A 21,451-nucleotide genomic window follows, 5' to 3' on the forward strand; every position below is an offset into this window, starting at 1 on the left:
TAGTAGTATAGCTAACCGGGTTAAGTGTTTCACGACTTTCCCTGCTTTCTCCACACTAGCTCCTTGGTCCACAGGTTTCTGACCATCGCTATTACTAGGAAGGCTTGTGTCGCAACCCACGCCCTGTAGGGCTTGTAGAGGAGTAGTAGTGCCCCCAGTGCCAGCGCGGCCGCGGGGAGTACCATGCCCGCTGCCGCCGATGCTGCGAGCAGCGCTGCTGCCGAGAGGAGTAGCCAGGGGTTCACCAGGTGGAGGTAGGCCTCCGCTAGGAGCACCGCCTTGAAGCGCCCCGGGGCCCTCGAGCCCCTCAGCCGCCTCAACGCCTTGGCGAAGCTCTGCACCAGGTGCTGGGCCCTCCTGGTCCTCCAGGCCGCGTAGCCCCTCCCCGGGACGTACTCCACGCAGGCGAGGCCGTCGGGCGTTATCGCCCTCAGCCCCGCGAGGGCGGCCGCTACCGCCGTGTAGCTGTCGTCCGCGCCGACGTCCGTGGGGAACCCGCCGATCTCCTCGAGAAACCCCCTCTTGAACGCCGCGAGCTCCCCGTGGAAGACGGGGGTTGACCAGGCCTTGCTCTCCGCGAGCCTGACGGTGTTGTAGAAGCCCCTGTAGGCCTCCTCCACCCCGGGCACAGTTCCGCCCCCCGGCAGCTTGAGGCAGGAAACCGCGGCCACCCTCTCGTCCGACAGCCACTTCACGGCCTCGCTCAGAGCGCTCCTCGGCCAGAGGGAGTCCGCGTCCGTCACCACCACGACCTCGCCCCTAGCCCGCCTCAGAGCCTCGTTGAGGGCGGGGGCCTTCCCCCTCCTGGCGGGCTCGACCACCACCTCCACCCTCAGGTCCCCGTGCCTCCCAGCCCACTCCCTAGCGGCCTCCGCGGTCCCGTCGCCGCTCGCGCCGTCGACCACCAGCACCTCCAGCAGCTCCCTCGGGTAGTCCTGCTCGTAGACGTTCTCCAGCTTGCCCTCTATCAACCCCCTCTCCATGTACGTCGGGACGACGACCGTCACCCGGGGCCTGTAGCCCGGGTCAAGCCTCAGGCCCCATGGCCGGCCGAGCCACCTCGCCTTCAGGTAGGCGTAGTAGGCCAGGGGGAAGGCGAAGTGGGCCAGGGAGAGGGCAAGGCCCGCCGCGCCGAGGGCGTCTACCAGCCCCATGGACTCCCGCGGGCTACCCCTCGCCCCCGCGGCCCCCAGCGCTCTCCCCGTGCTCCTCGTTGGGGGCCTCCAGCTCCACCACCTCCCCCCTCCCCACGGCCTCGGCCACCTCCTCGATCGACAGCAGCCTGCCGGGTGCCCGCCTAGGGGCTAGCACCCTGAAGCCCCTCTCCCTCAGGAGGCTGAACGCGCCGGGGCCCACCTCGCTGACGACGACCGCGTCGACGCCCCTCCTCGCCAGCTCCTCGACTATGGCCCTAGCCCTCCCGTACCCCTCCCTCCCCAGCCCCGGGTTCTCGAAGACCTCGACTACCCTGTAGCCCCCCTCGCCGACCTCCACCACCGCGAAGTGCCTCGCTCTCCCGAAGTGCGGGGACAGGAGCAGCCCCCTGCCGGTCTTGACTACAGGCGAGGCGAACCTCATACCCCTACCCGTAGAACCTGTAGACGGTGGGTAGGTTGAGGTAGAATATGCCCAGGGTTAGCAGCCTCGAGGCCTTGGACACCAGCTCCCCCAGCCTGCCCCAGCCCTCGGCCAAGGCGACTATAGCCCCGTAGAAGAGGGCCCTACCCCTGAGCGTGTAGAGCTCTATCTCGAGGAAGACCTCCCTCAGGACCGCCCTGAGCGTGGGGGACTTGACCACCCCCCACCTCCTCAGGGCTAGCAGGAGGCCCCGGCTATGCGCCGGCAGCCTCCTCCAGGCGCCGTGGCGGAGGGCCTTCCTGAAGTACTTCTCGACCACGGAGCCGTCCACTCTCTCCGGCAGCAGAACCCTCGCCACAACCTCTCTAGCCCTATACTCCACCTCCCTACTGAGGCCCTCGACCGCCCTCTTCAGAAGGCCCTCCGCCACGAGTGTCATGAGGTAGGACACCAGGCAAGACATCTTGATGGAGGCGGCGAGATAAAAAGCTTTCACTGGAAGCGGGGGGCCCCCTAACTTTCGCCCCACCGGCCCCCTCAACAGCCGGCCTTAGGGTAGGGTGGTCTAGTGGAGGAGTTCGTCGCCGCCTCTCTAGCCCTCCTCGCTACGCTCGCGGGCTTCGGGCTCGTGCTGGCCTCGGTCATCAACGCCGAGGGGGCTCTCAGCGGGGTGGAGTACCAGTGCGGGAGGCTCGCCTACGTGGCCTACAGCGGCGGCTACGTGTACGCCTACTACCAGGGATGCCCCGCCTCGCTGAAGAGCGGGGTCGAGGCCTACGTCAACGGGTCGTGGACACTCGTGGACAGGCTGGTGGACGGGGTGCTCGTGAGGGCCCCCAGCAGCGACGGGAGGCTCGTGCTCGAGACGAGTAGAGGGGCCCTGGTGGCGTCGCCTTGAGAGCGGTCAGCACAGTGGTGGGCCTCTACCTCGCCCTCATAGCGATGGTGGTCGTGGGCCTGGCGGTAGCCGGTAAGCTGTGGGAGTTCTCGAACACCTTCGACTACGCCGCCAGTAGAGCGGGGGACGCGCTGGGGGAGGCCTCGAGCCCGCCCCTGATGACGCTCGCCCTGTCCGGGGACACCCTCTACCTTAACGTCACGCCCCTCAGGCCCTTCACCCTCAAGTACCTCTTACTGGAGTACTCGAACGGGGCCGTGGACGTGAGGGAGCTGGACCTGCCGGTCCTCAACTCGACGCTGCTAACCCTTGTACGCGGCTACAGCGGGGAGGTTTTCAGGCCCGTCCTGGTGACGGGGAACGGCGTCACCTACGCCTACACGCCTGGTAGAGACCCCCTACTCGCCCCCCTCAACCCCGCCCTGGCGGGGAAGGCGTTCATAGACCAGGACGTCGTGGACGCCCTGAGGGGTGCGGCCCCCCTGGTGAGGGCTGCCGCGGGCCTCAGAGAGGTCTACGACCCCCTGAGCAACTCGCCCCTACTGGTGCTCTCGGGCTCCAGCCCCCTCAACTACACGAAGGTCAAGCTCGGCACGGAGCTGACCTTGGAACTGGCTATAGGAGGCCAACCTAGCTGGCCCTACGCCTGCCCCGCGGTGTATATCGACTATAGCGGCTGGGTAGTCATCCCCTGCTCCCTCCAGGAGGCCGGCTTCTTCGACAAGGTCTTCTACTACAAGAGGCTGGACCTGGGAGGCTACCCCGTCGACCTCTACATCGAGGTATACGGCCTCAGCAAGGGCTACGTGTACTACTGGTACCCCAGCCTGGAGTCGGGCACAACAATACCCCTGGCGTCCTTCTACGTGGCCCTCAGGTTCAAGCCCGCCGGCCCCTACGCACTGCTACTAAACGGGACCGCCTCTGTCGAGGTCCGCTTACCCGGAATAGCCTTCCCTCCGAAACCCACTGTGAGCGTCCCCTTCTACGTCCCCGGCACTAACGTCTGCGACGCTGTGCTAAACGACTACCTCGGCCCCTCCGCCCTCGTCCCCCTAGTACTAGCCCCCTACTCCACCTTCACCTCGAACGCCAGCTTCATCGCCTACGTGGTCAAGACAGGGGTGTCGGGGGGCTTCAACTCCACCAGGCTTTACTCCTTCACCAACGCGACCGTGATATCCGCGCTCTCGGACGGGCCCTTCTACGCGGCTAACGCGGCGGGTGTCTTCACCACGAGCGACTACCTTGTAGTCCTAGCGGCGGGCACCTACTTGTTCCCACCGCTCACAGACCCGGTGTCCGTAGCCAGCGTAGCCGTGACCCTAGTACTCGACACCCTCACCGTGGCCCCACCCCCCTACGTCGCCGCCCCCGTCCCCGAGTCCTTCAACGCGACCTTAGAGAGGCTCGTCGACTACAGCCCCCCACCCCTCCTCCAGAAGTCGTGGTACACGCTGGGCTACAAGGTGGTATCGGACTACTTGACTCCGAGGGCCCTCGTCAACGTCAGCGTGGCTGGGGGCGTCCAAGTAGAGCTCGGGTACGGGGCCTCCACGGTCCTCTACGCACCGACCCGCGACCTCATACTGCTGGACACGCTCGCGCGAGCGCCCGTGGAGTCCACCTGGAACCTGACGTGCGCTGGGAGCGGCGTGCCGTCTACTACTGGAAACCCGCTGTACTTCAACTTGACCGCCTACGCCGTGAGGCTCGCCTCCCCCGCACCACCCGCCCCTCTAGCCCTCTCACTCTACAACGGCTCAGCTACGTTGAGGATGCTCGTCTCCCCCGCCAGGTCCCCGGTAGCACTATCGTACGGGGGGTACGAGCAGACGTTGTACGCCTACGCTTACAGGGGCTACAACGTGACGCTTGTCAACACGTACAACGCCAGCCTCCAGGCGCTACTAGTGAGACTGCGGCAAAGCAACGGGGTCTTGGTCTACGACACTAGTTCCAGCCCTGTACTGAGCTTTGTTCTGAGCCCGGGCCTCAACAGCCTCCAGCTCCCGGCGTGGCTCGAGAGAGGGTTCTACGCCCTAGTGGTTAAACCGGTTGATGAAGCGACCCCGGGAGTGGTCAGCGGCCTAGTACTCCTTTACGTTATTTAAACATCTAAGTCAAGGAGCCTGCGGGCGCCCCCTCGCGCGCCGACCAAACACGTTTAAATAATTGCGTGTAATGATTTTATATATTGGCGAGTGGGCTATGTACGCGTTAACGAAGGTACAGGCCGTACTGATCGTTATCGTAATCGTCCTAGCAGCGATAGGCGTGGCGATGTACTTCGCGACTTCTAAACCCTCAGCGCCACCCACGACCACCCCGCCCGCGACGACAACTACCACGACTACTACTACGACCACCACTACGACGACCACGACGCCGTCCGTTCCAACCCTCACCATAGGCAACACCACTATCAGGGTTTCCAGCGACCTGGCAAACTTCGTCGCCGCGTGCAAGTCCGGGAGTATACCGGCCGGCAGCGTCGAGATAATATTCGGCCACGCCCTGGCCAGCAACGAGATACCCGCCTTCAACAAGGTTATCCAGGACTTCATGAGGGAGTACCCGTGCATCAAGGTCACAGTTAAGCCCTACGCCGACATGAACTCCCTGAAGTCCGCTGTGATAGCCGCCGTGGCCGTGGGGCAGCCGGGCGCTGGCCCAGACGTGTTCACGTGGGCCCACGACTGGATAGGCAGCTTCGCCGACGCTGGTAGGATAGTCGCCCTGGACAAGTACCTGCCGCCCGAGTCGATCCAGGACATCAGGGCCCAGCTCCTACCCGTGGCGGCTACAGCCGTAACGTACAAGCTCAAGATGTACGGCGTACCCTACGCTGGCGAGGCCATAGCCCTGATCATAAACAAGAGGATGGTCTCGACGCCCCCGACCACCTTCGACGAGATGAAGGCCATTATGCAGCAGTTCTACAACCCAGGCCAGGAGAAGTACGGGCTGGCGTACCAGATAGACCCCTACCACATATACCCGTGGATAACAGCGTTCGGAGGGTACTGGTACGACCAGTTGACCGACACCATAGGTGTCAACTCGACGCAGACGAGAGAGGGCCTGATATTCTTCATCGAGAACATACTGCCCTACCTCTACTACCAGGCACTGGACGCACCCGCTCAGCCCAACCTGTTCTTCACTGAGAAGGCCCCAATGATCATAACAGGACCCTGGAACCTGGCCGGCATAAACCAGACCATCGGTCTTAACAACGTGATCGTCGAGGCCATACCGCCGATCATCATAAACAACACCAAGTACATACCGAAGCCGTTCAGCGGCTTCAGGAACATGTACATAACGGCCCTGGCCGAGCAGGGCGGTAAGAACAGGGTACTAGCTTCTATACTCTTTACCCTCTACGTCGGGCTCAACGACGACGACGTCAAGACTCTCATGGTCGAGAACGGCTACGTCCCCGTCAAACTGAGCGTTCTACAGTACCTCGAGGCCAACAAGGACAAGTACCCCATCGTCTACGGCTTCGCTCAGGCGGTAATCAACAGTACCCCGATGCCGAACTCGCCCAAGATGGACGTCGTGTGGAACGTGGGCACCTACCTGAACGCCATTATAAACGCGTACACTGATGCTATGAGCGCCGGTAAGCCGCAGAGCGAGGCTATACAGGCAGCCGTAGCAAAGGTCGGGCCGCAGCTAGACCAGGCCTACGCCGAAATAATGCAGGCCCTGTCTACGTTGACCACATAGCTTTTTTCCCCAACTTCCCATCGGGGGGTCCAGATGCCCTCTCGCAAGACAAGGGCCGAGGTGCTCTACCCTAGGAGAGTAGCCTACTCTCTCGTTGTCGCGAGTATAGCCCTCTACCTGTTCTTCTCTATATGGCCAATCCTGTTCTCGATAGGGATAGCCTTCACTAACGCGAACGACGTCAACATAGCCCCGAACCCCCAGCTAGTCGGGTCGATCAACAACGCCATAGCGTGCGCGGAGGCCCTCAGAGACAACGCGTCGTACGTCGAGAGGGCCGTCGACGCGGTCAAGCGCGTGGACGAGCTGTTGACCTCGATAAACCAGAGCCTCGCGAACATATACAACATGGTCTCTAACGGGACAAGCCCCTCGAGCCTCGAGTACCAGCTGGCGGTCTCAGACCTCTACAACAAAGCGAACATGTTGCCGGGTATACTGAGCGACTTCGAGAAGGCGTTCAACTGCACGGCCTTGGGGTACCCCACGGACAAGACCATTATCAGCTCTGCCGTAGAGTCCAACCTGACCAGGCTCATGGAGCTCTCCTCTTACCTCCCCACGCTACAGGACCCCAACAGGATACTCAACTTGACGTCGATGGGCCTGAGCATCGTCTCGGCTAGCGAGGCGTACTTCAAGTCCATCGAGACGGACTACAAGGGCTACTTCAACTCGGTGATCAAGAGCCTAGAAGCCGACAAGTACAGCGTGGAGATGCACTTCGTGGGCTTGAGCAACTTCCAGAAGCTCTTCACGGACCCCAGGTTCGTCTACTCGCTCTACAAGACACTCCTCTTCGTGGCTACGAGCGTCCCCTTGAAGGTCTCCGTCGGAGTACTACTGGCCTTCCTGTACTCCACGCCGCTAGTCTACGGTAGGAGGGTGTGGAGAGGCCTGCTCCTTACGCCGTGGGCTCTACCGATACTCCTATCTGGAATGATGTGGAAGTACATATTCTATCCCAGCGGACCACTGGGCATGGCGTTCCACCTAGACATAAACAACAACGAGTGGCACGCCTTCCTAGTCTACAACCTGTTCGAGGCCTGGCTAGCCTACCCCTTCATAATGACCGTGACAATGGGGGCTCTCTCGGGCGTCTCCAAGGACTTGATCGAGGCATCCTACATAGACGGGGCCAGCCTCTTCTTCAGGGTGAGGCACGTGGTCCTACCACTGATATCCAGGCCCCTGGTACTAGCCACTATACTGACAACAGGCGCCTCTCTCCAGGCCTTCATGGTACCGCTGCTCATAAACGGCGGCGGGCCCACAAAGACTATAACCGTCCCCTACCTCGGCTCCGCAACAGGGAACGCGAACGAGGTTCTGCTACTCTTCGGCTACGACAGGGTGACCATAGACAAGCAGTACGGCTACGCGGCGGCGACGTACGTGGTCGTGGTCTTGATAATACTCGCGTACGTAGCTCTATGGTTCTACTACAGTAGGAGGGGTGGTAGAGGGTGGTGAGGTCTATCACATTCACTAACATAATGCTGAGAGTGGCCTTGACAGTAGCCGGCGTACTGGTAGTCTCGATACTACTGTACCCAGTAGCCTACGCGTTCCTCATGTCGGTCATGGGGAAGGAGGGGATATTCCTAACCAGCCTCAGCCAGCTGGAGAAGTACGGGATAGACCCATGGAGGTACGTCCAAGTCCTGAGGGACCCGGAGTTCGTCAAGTCTCTCGTCACGAGCCTCGTCGTAGCGTTCCTCACCATACTGATATCGGTCATCGTAATCACGCCCGCCGCCTACGGGTTCTCGAGGTTCAGGTTCTGGGGCAGGGACTCCCTGCTCTACGTCTACCTGATAATGAGCCAGGTGGGCGGCGGCTTCGGCATCATGGCGACGGTGGCACTGTACATATTCCTGCTGAGGCTCAACGCCATGGGCGTACCGGTGCTGGGGAACATGTTCGTACTCCCGGTGATCTACAGCTCCGGGCTGGTACCTTTCATGACCTGGTTACTGAAGACCTACTTCGACAGCCTACCAAAGGAGCTGGACGAGGCAGCCTTCATGGACGGCGCGAGCTGGACTACGATCGTGTTCAGGGTGATACTGCCCGCCTCCAGGTCGGCTATCATCATAATAACCCTGTTCGCTTTCATGAGCGCCTGGGGCGAGTTCATCCTAGCTAACTTCCTCGGCGTCAGCACGCTGGCGCAGTACATCTTCCAGACCGCCTTCGGAGCCAGAGGGCTGGAGCTCCCGGCCAGGTTCGCCGCTAACGCCATACTCTTCGCTATACCCACGATAGTGATCTACGTAGTGGCGCAGAGGTACATCGGCGAAGCGATGAGAATGGGGGCTGTGCGAGGCTGAAAAACTAGACTATAAGCTTACCCGTTTTTTTATCGAATACCAGCACTCTCCTCGGGTCGATTAAGAGGTACGCCTTGTCGCCCGGCTTGAACCTGGCCTCCCCTGTCAACTTCACCTTGACGAGCTCGTCGCCTAGCCTCGTCGTAGCGATAGCCTCGGAGCCGAGGTTCTCCACCATCTCGACCGTCGTCTCCGTCACCGCGACCTCCCTCACCCTCTTACCCGAGAGGGCCAGGTGCTCCGGCCTAATACCTACGTAGACCTCGTCCACGCCCGCTATCTTGGAGGCGATCCCCGGCTCGATAGGTAGCGCGATGCCGGGGCACTCTAGTCTAAAGGTCGTCTTAACCTTACCAGACCCCATCACACCACCTGACAGATCCTCGGGGACCGCGTACTCCACGGGCTCGGCCTCCCTCACTCTACAAGGGAGGAGGTTCATCGGCGGGGAGCCTATGAAAGTCGCCACGAAGGTGTCGGCCGGCTTGTGGTAGAGCTCGCTCGGCGACCCGACTTGGAGGACCCTACCGGCGTTCATTACGGCTATCCTGTCCGCCATGCTCATGGCCTCTACCTGGTCGTGCGTCACGTAGACCGTGGTTATCCCCAGCTTCATCTGGATCTTCTTTAGCTCGGTCCTCATGGCTACTCTCAGCTTCGCGTCCAGGTTGCTGAGAGGCTCGTCTAGGAGCCAGACCTTGGGCTTCCTCACCAGGGCTCTCGCCAGCGCCACTCTCTGCTGCTGCCCTCCACTCAACTGCGACGGGTACTTCTCCAGGTGCTCTTTAATGCCCAGGAACTCGGCTACGGAGACCACGAGGCTCCTTATGTCGTCCTCGGTCAAGCCGAGTTGCTTCTTCCTAGCCCTCAGGGGGAACGCTATGTTGTCGAAGACAGTCATGTGGGGGTAGAGAGCGTAGTTCTGGAACACCATGGCTACGTCTCTGTCCCTGGGGTGTACGTCGTTCACGAGCCTGTCGTCTATGTAGACCTCCCCCTCGTCGGGGGTCTCGAGCCCGGCTATGATCCTCAGAGTAGTGGTCTTACCGCAACCAGACGGGCCGAGTAGAGCGAAGAACTCCCCGTCCCCTATGTCGAGGTTGACGTGGTCTACCGCTACGACCCTCCCGTACCTTTTAACGACGTTGACGAGCCTAACCCTAGCCAACTAGACCACTCCCCCACATATTATTTGTGTGAACGGGTGTGAAAAAACTTTTGAGCTCAAGCTACTTCGCCCTCAACCCGAGGAGTACCGCCGCTACTAGGACGACGACCACTACTACGACGATCACCCACAGCTCAACTGCTGGCGCGCCCGCAGGCGGTGTAGCCGGCGTAGTGGCAGGTGTTGTGACCGGTGCTGTAGTGGTTGTCGTGGTAGTGGTCGTGGTAGTCGTTGTCGTCGTGGTGGTCGTGGTCGGAGGCGGCGTGGTCGTAGTAGTTGTAGTAGTCGTAGTGGTCGTTGCCGTGGGCGGAGTGTACGTAGTGTACGAGGGGCCGAAACCGACTATGACCGCCAGCTTCCCGGTGTTAGGGTCGAAGGAGTTGAGCATCTCGTACTGGTCCTTGGCAGTCGGGGCAAGGATGTCGAAGACGTAGGGTGCCACACCCTTCGCCACCGCCAGAGCGTACTTGCTACCAGTACCACACACCCACTGCTCCGCGTCCACGCTGAAAGCCCTCACCTTGGTAGCCGAATAGCCGTCGTAGCTAGTGACGGCAACAGCGAACCTCCACTGGTTGATGTTGGACAAGTCGAACAACATGGACTTCGGTACTTCGGCTACTATAGAGTTCGAGGTCGGGTCGGCGTACACCTTGAAGCCGTTGGTGTCCTGGACTACAACCGTGTCGTTGTAGTAGTAGAGGGCCGATCTCTGGCCCTTGGGAACCGGGTCCGTTTCCCAACCAGGCGCTAGTAGGAGAGCTATGTGCCAGGCGCTATCAGTAGACAAGTTGACGTTCAGCCCGTAGGTGTCAGTCCTACCCCCGCTCATAGTCGTGTGTATGTATATGTGTACGTACTGTAGCGACCAGCCGTTGGGCCCGTTCCACGGGTTGCCGCCCAGATTAGCTAGTGTCACCGTGAACACTAGTTTGTCCCCAGCGTCGACGACCTTGAACTCCGTCAAGTCGAAGACCCCCTTCACGAAGACGTTGGCCTTCGGGTACATGTAGCCTCCCGGACCGTCGTCGTCTCCCACAGGGTCTTTCATGTCGAAGACTACCGCTCCTCCAACCGCACCCCTCGGCACCTGTACCAGGTAGACCAGCCCAAGCCTGGTCGAGGAGCCCACATACTGCCCGTTCGCGTAGGAGGCGACGGTGATGTAGACTCTGTCGCCCTGGGTGAAGTTGAGTGTGCTCCAGGGTACCGCTACGTTTACTATCGTCCCGTTGTCCTGGACGAGCTTGCTCGAAGCTGTGCCGACGGCGACCCAGCCTCCTCTGCCGTCCGCCTTCAGCACCACTGCGCTGCCCGTCGCCTGGTCGACCTTGACAGCGTACACCAGGTAGACGCCTAGGTCCGCAGTGCTGTTCTCCGGGTACACGTTGTAGCCGGGGTTGAACGGCGAGAGGCTCACCTTGGGGGAGGGCATGTAGAAGACGGCCACGCCGTTCGTCGAGGCGGTTGTGAAGTGGGCCGCGAGGTAGAGGTTACTGCCGTCAACTCCCACGTAGGCGTAGTCCACGAAGCTGGGCTCGACTGGGAGGACCAGCGCAGTGCCCGCGGAGACCAGGCTGTTCCAGTCCGAGAGCTTGTTGCCCAACGGGCTGGACGGGACCGGCTTGGGCACGTCCGGGTTGAGCCAGCCAATGGGCTGGCCGTCGGGGTACGCCGTCACGTTCAGGTAAGCCGGCGGCGTCAGGCCCGCCTTAAGGTAGGCCTCTCTCAGGAAGCCCTTGAAGATCGGGTCGAAGGTCTGCGCCGACCCCGTCTCCTGCCCGTACCACCACCACCAGTCGCTGGCCTCGGCCCTCAGCAGGTACTCCGCGACGTCCTTGTTGACCTTGATAGCGTCCACGAGGGTTGAGACGCCTAGTTTAGACAGGATCTCGTCTCTCGCTTTAGCCAGCCACATCCAGGCCACGTTCTCCTGCCTGTCTCCGATCCACATTGCGAGGTTGCCGCCCCAGGAGCCCTCGGGTATCCTCCCGCTGACCGTCTTCACGGGGAGCATGGAGTAGCCGTCGCCGTAGCTGTCGGGCGGTATGTTGGATATGTCCTTCCCAGCCAGGTCGAAGTACTGGTACTGCTTCAGCGGCAGCTCTTTCGCCGTGCTGGAGTAGAGCCTTACGAACTCGCCTGGAGTAATGGTCTTAATGACGCCCTGGCTCTGGAGCTGCTCGAGCGTACTGTAGAGCTTGTTCAGGAAGTCGTCACCGAAGTTGACGTAGTTCTCCCACGGGTTCTCCCCGTCGAGGGCTATAACCACGACCCTGGGACCGGTCGCGCTAGACGCCGCCGCCTTGACCCTGTTCACGAGGTCGTTTACAGCCGAGTCCGTCGCCCAGGCGCTGTACTGGAAGCTCACCATGTTGCTAATGTCCGTGTTCCTAAAGAACACGTATATTATCGACCCGCCGTAGTCGGCGTACCAGGGTACACCGTAGTTGTTTATATCCGAGGCGTCCACGCCCGTCGCTGCGAGAATAGACTGGTCGGTGACAGCCCACGTCATGCCGGCCGAGGCGAACGCCTGTAGTACGTAGTCGTTCACCGCCTGCTCAGCCGGCCAGACGCCGACGGGCGTGTAGCTGAAGTACGTCTTGAAGAGCTCTATGCTCCTGGTTATGTGGGCTACCAAGTCGCTACTCCAGCCGAAGTCGGCTATGAGGGGTGCCAAGGGGTGGCTGTAGGGCACTGGTATGAGCTCCGCCTGCCCCTTGCCGGCCAGGTCCCTGTATATGCCGGTTATCTTCGACATTATGTCCTTCTGAACGCTGAGGACGAGCTTCAGGTCGTCCCTTGTGAACATGGGGTTAGCCGAGGACTTAGCCCTCTGCATCAGGTCGTATACCTGCGGGTACTGCTCCCTAGCGACCTGGGGGTCTATCCAGAACAGGTTGAAGAGGACCGCTAGGTCTATCACTCTCTGGGAGGAGTAGTTGCCCGCAGTGAACTGGTTCGCCACGCACTTGATGAACTCCTGTTGTGTCAGCGGCTGCGCGCTGCAGATCTGGAACGCCGACTGAGCCGCGTTCCTCAGCTCTGCGTACCTGGGTATTATGTTCACGATCCTGTTCCAGTTTATGTCGAAGAACCCGCCGGGTATCTTGATCATGTTGTATACGTCCTCGGCTGTCAGGTTCTCGTTGTTGGCCACCTTGTAGGCGAGTATCTGGTAGCTGTCCATCCTACCGGTGGTCACGTAGTCGACCAACTGGTAGAGGAGCGAGCCCGAGAACGTGAAGGTGACCTTGATGTCCGGGTATTTAGAGAGGATGTACGCCATCTTGTAGTAGTTACCGACGCTGTGCATCCTGACCCAGGGCAACACGAAGTAGGTGCCGTCGGGGCTGTAGTACCAGGGCTGGTGGTAGTGCCATATGAAGGCTACGTATATAGGCTGGCTCTCGCCGACCATCACTGGTTGTACTGACACTAATATAGACATAATGAGGACGAGTTGCAGAACTAACAGTATTTTCCTCAATATACCACCCAATTTTATCTTGAAGCCACAAGTTTTAAAACTTAAATTGTTTTTGTATAACGAAACGCTTAAAACGTTTGTTTAAAGATTTAGTTATTTAGGGTTCCAGAAATAGTGTAGATACGGGTATTTATGGAGACGGGCTTCTCCTGGTTTTGTCCCAAGTGCGGTTTTAGAGAGGAGTTTGGCAAGTCCTACTACTACAAGTGCCCGAAGTGTGGAGGCCCCCTGACGATCTCTACTAGCAAGAGATACGAGTTGTCCGAGGGTAAGGGCCTCTACAAGTTCAAGAGCGTTCTCCCCGTCCTCCCGTACAAGTACACCGGTGAGGGGGGTACACCCCTAGTCGAGGTCGTTGAGGAAGGGGTAAACGTGTGGTTTAAACTCGAATACACGAACCCTAGCGGTAGCTTCAAGGACAGGGGTACGAGCCTATCCCTCGCATACGCTAAGAGGCTGGGGTACACGAAGGTCGTTGACGACTCCTCCGGTAACACCGCTATATCCATATCGCTCTACTCCCGTGTACTCGGGCTAAAGCCCGTCCTCTTCGTGCCCAAGACCGCGCCTGAGGGCAAGAAGAGGGCTCTCAGGTTCCTCGGGGCCACGCTCTACGAGTCGGAGAGTAGGGGGGCCGCGAGCGTGGACGTGGTTAAGTACGTTGAGAGAAACCCCGGCACGTACTACGTGGCTCACACCTGGAGCTACTTCTACGTGTTAGGTGCCGCCACCATCTCCTTCGAGGTATTCGAGGAGGCTGGGGTACCGGACTACGTGATAGCCCCCATAGGCTCGGGGGGCCTACTACTAGGGCTGACACACGGCTTCAAGACGCTCCTCGAACAAGGCCTGACGACCAAGATGCCCAGGGTGATAGGCGTACAGGGCTACAGCGCCCAACCAGTCAGCGTAGCTCTCAAGGGTGTCGAGACGCCCGGAGAGGACTCCAGCCTAGCCGACGGCATAATGGTCCCCAACCCTCCCAGGCTTGGCGAGATCGTAGAAGCGATCAAGGAGACGGGTGGAGACGTCTACCTGGTGGGCAACAGCGAAATCAGGGAGGCGTGGTCTAAGCTAATAGACCAGGGCTTCCTCGTAGAGCCGACCTCGGCAGCCGCGTACGCAGTACTCCAGAAGCTGAAGAGCAGGCTCCAGGGCAAGACAGTGCTGATACCCCTCACCGGCTCGGGGCTGAAGATAATATCGCAGGCCTAGCCCACGGGCCCGGCCCCGCTGAACCCTACACAGGTTGACCACCAGAGCCGTCCCACGCCCGGCTCAGCCCCGTTGACCCATGAACGCCAGCGTCCGGGGTTAGGTTGCTCCCTTCCGGGCCTGGCCAGGTTCCCCCAGCTAAGGCGGTTGACCCCTCTCCTCCGAGAGGGGCTCCGCCTCCGCTAGCCCCATGGGGCGGGGGTCACAGCCTACTGCGTGGGGGATGGTGGGCCTGTGTAGGGCCCAGCGGTTATCTGGCCCCGTGTTACAGGGCCCTACCCGCGGCCCGTGGGCGATATTATATTTTGTCACACGGGCTTAAAAACACGCTAGGGGACAGGAGCGAGCGATAAGACTAGGGCGAGCAGCGAGGCCGCGTTGACCAAGAGAGCCGCCTTCTTGAACCTCTCGCCTAAGACCTCGAAGACTATCCTACCCCCGTCCGTGATGAAGAGGGGGGCCGCGTTCAGTATAGCGAGGTTGAAGTTCACTAGGTAGAGCCAGAAGAAGGCTCTCATGAACTGGACTGCGGGGTAGACCCCGACCGCGTCGATAAGCCAGCTCGCGGGGGGCGTAGTCACGTACACGCCCAGCGCCCTCTCGGTAGCGTTTCTCACTATGGAGATAGTCTCGACCACGCCCCTAGGAGTCAGGAGCGTTATGTTCAATACCGTAGTAGTCGTGTTAGATAGCAGAGACCTTAGGTCTTCTACGCCTCTCAGGCTGACCCCGTTAACGCTCAGCAGGATGCTGTAGGGCTCGATACCAGCTCTGGAGGCGAGGCTGCCCGGGACTACGCCGGTGACCAGTACACCGCTGGGCGACGCGGCGATATTGAAGAGGGCTAGGCCTAGTAAGCCGAGAGCCAGGTTCGCGGCCACCCCGGCCGCGAGAATACTCGTTTTAACGAAGCGGCTCGACTTGTTAAAGTCCGACTCCTCGATCTCGGTGAAAGCCAGGGGTACGATGACGGCTACAGCGAGGCCGAAGGACTTCACTCCCACGTTGTGGCTTACCGCTGTTTTCCCGTGGAAGAGCTCGTGCAAGACCACCGCGACCCCCACGGCTACGACGAAGTAGACCAGGTCGAGACCCGTGATGTCGACGCCGGGGACGAGGACTCTCAAGGCGCCTGTACCGTTGAGCTTCGCATCGATACCGCTGTACACTACTAGGAAGAACCACGCGACCGAGACTGCGTATGAGGCGACCAGTAGTACAGACGCCCGCCTCCAGGCTCCACTGGCTCCTCTCACTCTCCCGGCGCGGTAAACGAGTACACCACCGTACATCAGCCGTATACGCCTCGACTCGAAGAACTCCCTCTTGCGGTAGTAAAGCAGGTTTAGAGTAGACCAGGCGGCCAGTAGACCCCCCAGCACTGTGAGAGCGGTGTTCAATACTGTAACCCTTACCGAGCTTCTTAATAAGTTCGAAACACCTGCATAGTAAGATGAGCGCCGCTTATAAAAGTGTATTGGAGATGGTCAGAGAGAAGGTCGAGAAGACGCCCGAATACCGGGAGGTCGAGTACACTCCCGACCACTGGGTGCTACTAGCCGAGTTGAGGAGGACGGCAGGGGAGTTGATGAGTGTACTGGCCTCTCGCGGGCTGTACTCCGTAGTCCACGGGAGTATCGCTCGGGGCGACGTCCACGAGAAGAGCGATATCGACGTCTTCATACCATACGTTATATCGTCCTTCAAGCTCGAGCAAGTCCTGGAAGACGCCGGGCTGAAAGTCTACTCTAGGACCATCATCATGGCCACGCCCCAGAGCACCCCCAAGGCGTACTACGCTCTAGACCCCGAGGAGAGAGTCGTTATCAGCTACCCGCTCGCAAAGCTGAAGCCCCGCGAGATAGAGTTCTACAAGTTCGGGGGCATGCTCGAGCTCGAGGAGCTGGAGAGGGGCGTCCGGAAGCCGGGTGTCAACAAGAAGCTCGTCCTGATAGTCCCCTCGGAGAAGGGCCACCTGGAGGCACCGGTGATAGGCTTCGAGAGCTACGTGGCTAGGGTCATAGGAGTCAGCGTCGACACAGTCCTTGAGAGGGTGCGGGTCTTGACCAGGAGGGACGAGGTCGGCAGGACCGGCGTCTTCCTAAAGATAAACGTGCCTTCAACGCTGAGCATCGAAGAGGCCTTAGCCGAGGAGACGACCAGGAACCAGTACTTGCGGAGGGTACTCGTCGAGGCCGACCTCCTCTGAGGTGCTAAGATTGAAGATCCTCGAAGCAGACGAGAAGAAGGGGGTCTACAAGATCCTGGTCGAGGACGAAGAGGACCTGTGGGCACTGAGGAACATACTGAGAGAGGGCGACCTGGTCGAGGCTGTTACGACCAGGGAGGTCAAGCCTGGGGAGGGCGGTGAGAGCCGGCGGTTCCCAATGGTACTCAGGGTGAGAGTGAAGGACGTAGAATTCCAGCCTTTCACGGACAGGCTCAGGATCAGGGGGGTTGTCGTCGAGGGGCCCGACAAGTTCGGTGTCGTGGGTAAACACCACACACTCAGCATAAAGCCGGGGGACACCGTGGTCTTCGTCGAGAAGGAGCTCGACGACTTTAGCAGGAGGTTTATCGAGACCTACTCGAGGAAGAGGAGGATACTCGTCGTAGCACTAGACTACGACGAGGTCTGCATATCCCTGGTGTCGGAACAGGGTGTCAAGGCTGTGAGAGAGTACTACACCAACCTGCCCGGGAAAGACGCTGTAGAGGAGTACGAGGAATCCGTCAGGAGGATGGTAGAGCAGGTCGTCGAGGAAGTAGTCGAGTACTCCAGGTCGCTCAGAGTAGACGGCGTCATAGTAGGCTCACCGGGTTTCCTGAAAGACGAGGTCGTAGCCAGGCTGAAGAGCAGGGGGCTCGACAAGCCGCTGTTCGCGGACTCCGTATCCTACGGTGGTTGCAAGGGCGTTGACGAGATACTGAGGAGGGGCGGCGAAAAGAACGTCGTGAGGGAGCTGAACATAACGGCGGCCGTGAAGTACTTCGAGGAGTTCAAGGAAACCGTGACGCGAGACCCGGAGCAGGTGGCCTACGGGCTGGAGAACGTCGCGAAGGCCGTGGAGCCCAACGCTGTGAGAGTACTACTGGTGTCCAGCAGGCTCCTCTGGTCCGGCGGGGAGGGCGTAGACCCCAACGCCGTCGTGCTCGAGGCCTTCAAGAAGAGAGCCGAGGTCTACATCGTGCCACCGGACTCCAACATCGCGCCGGAGCTGGAGGGTTTCGGCGGCATAGTAGCCCTCCTCAGGTTCAGGCTCCCCCTGGGCTAAGTATACCGCACCCAGTCGTGGCTCTCGTTAAGGTTTATCACGTTCGAAAACATGATTAACCATTGTGAGGTCTAATAATGAAGATAGAGTTCTACATGCTCGACGACACCTACGAGGTCGTCGGGAACGAGCCGCACGTCCTCATCTACGGTGTTACCAGGGACGGGAGAAGGGTCGTCCTGAGGGACAGGCGTTTCAGGCCCTACTTCTACGTCGTACTGTCGCCCGACGCCGACCCCGACACCGTCGCGAAGAAAATCAAGGCCCTCTCCGAGACGTCCTCGCCCATTATAGACGTGAGCGTCGTGGACAAGAAGTACTTTGGCAGGCCCGTCAAAGCCCTCAAAGTCACGACCGTGATACCGGAGAGTGTTAGGAGGTACAGAGAGAAGGTCAAGGGCGTACAGGGGGTCGCCTACGTTCTCGAGGCGGACATCAGGTTCAGCCTGAGGTACGTCCTAGACCACGGGCTTAGACCGTGCGGCTGGCACGTAGCAGAGGTCACCGAGATCCCAAAGAAGCCCGGCCTGAGAGTAGACGCCGAGTACGAGGTGACCGGCCCGATCGAGTCGCTCGAGGACTCAACACCGCCCCGCGACTTGAGGATACTCGCCTTCGACATCGAGACGTACACGAAGACGGGCAGCCCCAAGCCCAGCCAAGACCCCGTCATCATCATTGGAGTAATGAACGACAAGGGGGAGCTGAGGTCCTTCACCTCGGACGGCCTAGACGACAAGAAGGTCATACAGGAGTTCGTCAAGTACGTACAGGAGTACGACCCCGACATAATCGTAGGCTACAACTCCGACGCCTTCGACTGGCCGTACCTGCTGGAGAGAGCCAAGAGAGTAGGCGTCAAACTAGAGGTCACCCGCAGACTGGGCGTGGAGCCCCAGACCAGCACTTACGGGCACGTGAGTATACAGGGCAGGCTTAACGTGGACCTCTACAGGTTCGCGGAGGAGATACCCGAGATAAAGGTGAAGAGCCTCGACGTGGTCGCGGAGTACCTAGGCGTGATGAAGAGGAGCGAGAGGACTCTAGTCGAGTACACCGACTTCCCGAAGTACTGGGACGACCCGTCGAAGAGAGGAGTGCTCGTGAAGTACAACCAAGACGACGTTAGGTCTACCATGGGCTTAGCCGAGAAGTTCCTGCCCTTCGCGATGCAGCTGTCCTACGTAACGAGGCTCCCGCTAGACCAGGTGGGCGCGGCAAGTGTCGGTAACAGGCTAGAGTGGTTCCTGATGTACGAGGCGATGAAGGCGGGGGAGCTGATACCCAACAGGGAGGAGAAGGAGGCCGAGCCGTACAAGGGCGCCGTGGTCCTCCAGCCCGTTAGAGGCATACACGACAACGTAGCCGTGCTAGACTTCTCCAGTATGTACCCCAACCTGATGATCAAGTACAACGTGGGCCCCGACACCATTGAGAGAGCGGGCGAGTGCGATGTCGGGACCCACAACATAGCACCCGAGGTAGGGCACTGCTTCAGGAGAGAGCCGCCCGGCTTCTTCAAGGACGTCTTGACTAAACTACTCGAGCTAAGGAAGTCTATTAGGAGCGAGATGAAGAAGTACAAGCCCGACACCGTGGAGTACAGGATACTGGACGAAAGGCAGAGAGCTATCAAGATACTGGCCAACGCGACGTACGGCTACATGGGCTGGGTCGGGGCCAGGTGGTACTGCCGCGAGTGCGCTGAGGCCGTGACAGCCTGGGGTAGGGCCACGATCACCAACGTCATCAAGTACGCAGAGGGGCTAGGCCTGAAGGTCATATACGGCGACACGGACTCGATCTTCGTCAAGTACGACAAGGAGAAGGTCGACAAGCTCATCAAGTACGTGGAAGAGGAGCTCGGCTTAGAGATCAAGATCGACAAGCTCTACACCAGGGTCTTCTTCACAGAGGCGAAAAAGAGGTACGCAGGGCTCCTCGAGGACGGGCGCGTCGACATAGTGGGCTTCGAGGCTGTCAGGGGCGACTGGGCCGAAATAGCCAAGGAGGTCCAGGAGGAGATAACCGAGATACTGTTGAAAGACGGCGACTTGAACAAGGCCATCGAGTACGTGAGGAGCGTCGTGAGCCAGGTCAAGTCCGGGAGTGTACCAGTAGAGAAGCTAGTAATATGGAAGACCCTGACCAAGAGGCCTGAGGAGTACTCGGCTGAGGCCCCCCACGTGTCGGCCGCTAGAAAGCTGATGAAGAGAGGAGTCCGCGTCGACATCAACGACAAGATCGGCTACGTGGTCGTGAAGGGGGCCGGCAAGATATCCGACAGGGCCGAGCCGTACATATTCGTGAAGGACCCCAAGTCGGTTGACGACGCGTACTACGTAGACCACCAGATAATACCCGCCGCTATGAGAATACTCGAGTACTTCGGGGTGTCCGAGGCGCAGTTGAAGAAGACTTCGCAACAGGCCCCTAGCCAGAAGAGCCTGCTAGACTTCCTGAAACAGAAGAAAAACTAGCTATGTGAACTCGGAGAACGTCAGTACTAGTACTTCGGGCGGTTTAAGGGTTATCTTGCCCACTTTGGCCCCGACGAGTATCTTAACGTTTTTCTCCACCGCCTTGTCAAGGAGCCTCTGCGTCACGATACCGTCGAACACGACCGCGTTTACCGAGCCCTCCTGCACGTTTGACAGCTCGTCTACCAGGTCTCTAGTCGGTATCCTCTTTATCTTACCCCAGTTACTGTCGTACAAGATAGCCTCGAGGGTGCCTACCAGGGACTTTATGTCCTCCACGACCGTGGAGGGTATCACCACCTCCTCCCTTGTTACCTCCTCGGTCTCCTTCCTCAGCCTCTCTTGCGCCTGGAGTAGTTGCTGAGCGTCCTTAACGCCCTCTTTCGATAGCTCCTCGAGGTAGGTCTTGTAGTCCACAGCCTTGCTCAATGCCTCCTCGATGTCCTTGCCCGTTAAGTCCTCTACCTCCTTGCCCGGCGGCGCTCTCGCGATCAGGTCCACCTTGATGCTCCTGAGCAACTCTCTCAGTATCAGGTCGCCTATGTGGTCCCCGTCCACGAAGACTATTGTCTTCTTCTTCCTCGCCAGCTCTTTCACCGTGTCGGGGACTTTCCTCGCGCCGCCTATCGCTATGACGTTGGTCTTACCATACCTCAGAAGGTTTATGACGTCGGCTCTCCCCTCGACAATTATCACCGTGTCGGACTTGTCTACGTCGGGGCCTGCTGGAAGCTCTTCTTTACCGTAGGATATCGGCTCGGGTACTTTGAGCATCTCCTGTATGTCTCTCAGTATCTCTTTTATGTCAACGGTCTTCTCCTTACCCCATCTCCTGAGTATGTCGACAGCCCTGTCCATTATCTTCTTGAGCCTCTCGATCCTCAGGTCGACTATCTCGGTTACCTCGACTTTGGCATCGTAGGGGCCTACCCTATCGACGATCTCGATCATGGCCGCCAGTAGTGCTGTCTCGACCCTGTCGAGGTTGCTCGGTATCTGGATCTCCCCCACAGTCTTGCCGCCCTGGGTCTTCATATTCACTATTATCCTTCCCACCCTGCCCTTGTCCTGGAGGGCCTTCAAGTCGAACTGCTCGCCGAACAACCCCTCTGTTTGACCGAAGAGAGCGCCGATTATGTCGTGCTTCTCCACGATGCCGTCTACCTGGATACGTGCCCTGATAAGGTACTTGCTCATATACTCCACGCTACTAGCCAAACAGATCTCAATTCTTAATAATGTTTTTAAAGACCTAAATTAAGGCTGTTTA

The 21,451-nt window shown here is 59.5% G+C and carries 16 protein-coding genes and 1 other RNA gene; 9 read left to right on the forward strand and 8 right to left on the reverse strand.

All coding sequences use genetic code 11. The annotated features are described in order from the left end of the window. Window positions 1-29: 29 nt before the first annotated feature. The 3 genes from TCELL_RS01025 to TCELL_RS01035 are packed head-to-tail and all read right to left on the reverse strand — an operon-like array spanning window position 30 to window position 2,041. Window positions 30-1,154, reverse strand: a complete 1,125-nt coding sequence (locus tag TCELL_RS01025; RefSeq protein WP_014736871.1) for a glycosyltransferase — start codon at window positions 1,152-1,154, stop codon at window positions 30-32. A gap of 13 nt (window positions 1,155-1,167) precedes the next feature. Then, window positions 1,168-1,578: a NifB/NifX family molybdenum-iron cluster-binding protein gene (locus tag TCELL_RS01030; RefSeq protein WP_014736872.1), complete on the reverse strand. Its 411-nt coding sequence runs from the start codon at window positions 1,576-1,578 to the stop codon at window positions 1,168-1,170. A 4-nt stretch (window positions 1,579-1,582) separates the two neighbouring features. Then, window positions 1,583-2,041, reverse strand: a complete 459-nt coding sequence (locus TCELL_RS01035; RefSeq protein ID WP_162097818.1) for a hypothetical protein — start codon at window positions 2,039-2,041, stop codon at window positions 1,583-1,585. Window positions 2,042-2,146: 105 nt separating this feature from the next. Between TCELL_RS01035 and TCELL_RS01040 the strand changes: the two genes are divergently transcribed. From TCELL_RS01040 to TCELL_RS01060, 5 genes are all read left to right on the forward strand, one after another. Continuing rightward, complete coding sequence (locus TCELL_RS01040) at window positions 2,147-2,476, forward strand: hypothetical protein (RefSeq protein ID WP_014736874.1); 330 nt, start codon at window positions 2,147-2,149, stop codon at window positions 2,474-2,476. Next, entirely contained in the window at window positions 2,473-4,590 is a 2,118-nt protein-coding gene (locus TCELL_RS01045; RefSeq protein ID WP_014736875.1) for a hypothetical protein, read from the forward strand. The genes TCELL_RS01040 and TCELL_RS01045 overlap by 4 nt, the downstream gene beginning before the upstream one ends. Before the next feature lie 70 nt (window positions 4,591-4,660). Next, the gene (locus tag TCELL_RS01050; RefSeq protein WP_014736876.1) at window positions 4,661-6,214 is read left to right on the forward strand and encodes an extracellular solute-binding protein; all 1,554 of its coding nucleotides are present in this window, start codon (window positions 4,661-4,663) and stop codon (window positions 6,212-6,214) included. A 33-nt stretch (window positions 6,215-6,247) separates the two neighbouring features. Next, the gene (locus tag TCELL_RS01055) at window positions 6,248-7,690 is read left to right on the forward strand and encodes a carbohydrate ABC transporter permease (protein ID WP_014736877.1); all 1,443 of its coding nucleotides are present in this window, start codon (window positions 6,248-6,250) and stop codon (window positions 7,688-7,690) included. After that, window positions 7,684-8,550, forward strand: coding sequence for an ABC transporter permease subunit (locus TCELL_RS01060; RefSeq protein ID WP_014736878.1), 867 nt, complete (start codon window positions 7,684-7,686; stop codon window positions 8,548-8,550). The genes TCELL_RS01055 and TCELL_RS01060 overlap by 7 nt, the downstream gene beginning before the upstream one ends. A 4-nt stretch (window positions 8,551-8,554) precedes the next feature. Here the strand turns inward: TCELL_RS01060 and TCELL_RS01065 are convergent, their stop codons facing one another. Continuing rightward, window positions 8,555-9,718, reverse strand: a complete 1,164-nt coding sequence (locus tag TCELL_RS01065; RefSeq protein WP_014736879.1) for an ABC transporter ATP-binding protein — start codon at window positions 9,716-9,718, stop codon at window positions 8,555-8,557. A 61-nt stretch (window positions 9,719-9,779) separates the two neighbouring features. After that, on the reverse strand, window positions 9,780-13,211 hold the full coding sequence (locus TCELL_RS01070) for a glucodextranase DOMON-like domain-containing protein (RefSeq protein WP_157864674.1): 3,432 nt from the start codon (window positions 13,209-13,211) through the stop codon (window positions 9,780-9,782). A 132-nt stretch (window positions 13,212-13,343) separates the two neighbouring features. Between TCELL_RS01070 and TCELL_RS01075 the strand changes: the two genes are divergently transcribed. After that, complete coding sequence (locus tag TCELL_RS01075) at window positions 13,344-14,426, forward strand: threonine synthase (protein ID WP_014736881.1); 1,083 nt, start codon at window positions 13,344-13,346, stop codon at window positions 14,424-14,426. A 6-nt stretch (window positions 14,427-14,432) separates the two neighbouring features. Here TCELL_RS01075 and ffs read toward each other — a convergent pair. Together ffs and TCELL_RS01080 are read right to left on the reverse strand one after the other, a co-directional pair. Next, window positions 14,433-14,706, reverse strand: an RNA gene (gene ffs / locus TCELL_RS07380) — signal recognition particle sRNA. 49 nt (window positions 14,707-14,755) lie between these two features. Continuing rightward, a complete protein-coding gene (locus TCELL_RS01080; protein WP_014736882.1) occupies window positions 14,756-15,826 on the reverse strand; it encodes a site-2 protease family protein in 1,071 nt (356 codons plus the stop codon). An 83-nt stretch (window positions 15,827-15,909) separates the two neighbouring features. Here TCELL_RS01080 and TCELL_RS01085 point away from each other — a divergent pair, with 83 nt between their 5' ends. From TCELL_RS01085 to TCELL_RS01095, 3 genes are all read left to right on the forward strand, one after another. Further along, window positions 15,910-16,635, forward strand: coding sequence for a nucleotidyltransferase domain-containing protein (locus TCELL_RS01085; protein ID WP_048162837.1), 726 nt, complete (start codon window positions 15,910-15,912; stop codon window positions 16,633-16,635). Window positions 16,636-16,645: 10 nt separating this feature from the next. Next, window positions 16,646-17,701 (forward strand): mRNA surveillance protein pelota, encoded by a 1,056-nt coding sequence (locus tag TCELL_RS01090; RefSeq protein WP_048162838.1) that lies wholly within the window; start codon window positions 16,646-16,648, stop codon window positions 17,699-17,701. A 77-nt stretch (window positions 17,702-17,778) separates the two neighbouring features. Next, entirely contained in the window at window positions 17,779-20,181 is a 2,403-nt protein-coding gene (locus TCELL_RS01095) for a DNA-directed DNA polymerase (RefSeq protein ID WP_014736885.1), read from the forward strand. Here the strand turns inward: TCELL_RS01095 and dnaG are convergent, their stop codons facing one another. Further along, window positions 20,182-21,378, reverse strand: coding sequence for a DNA primase DnaG (gene dnaG / locus TCELL_RS01100; RefSeq protein ID WP_048162839.1), 1,197 nt, complete (start codon window positions 21,376-21,378; stop codon window positions 20,182-20,184). Between the last annotated feature and the right edge of the window lie 73 nt (window positions 21,379-21,451).

It is taken from the genome of Thermogladius calderae 1633, assembly GCF_000264495.1.
GTDB classification, from domain to species: domain Archaea; phylum Thermoproteota; class Thermoprotei_A; order Sulfolobales; family Desulfurococcaceae; genus Thermogladius; species Thermogladius calderae.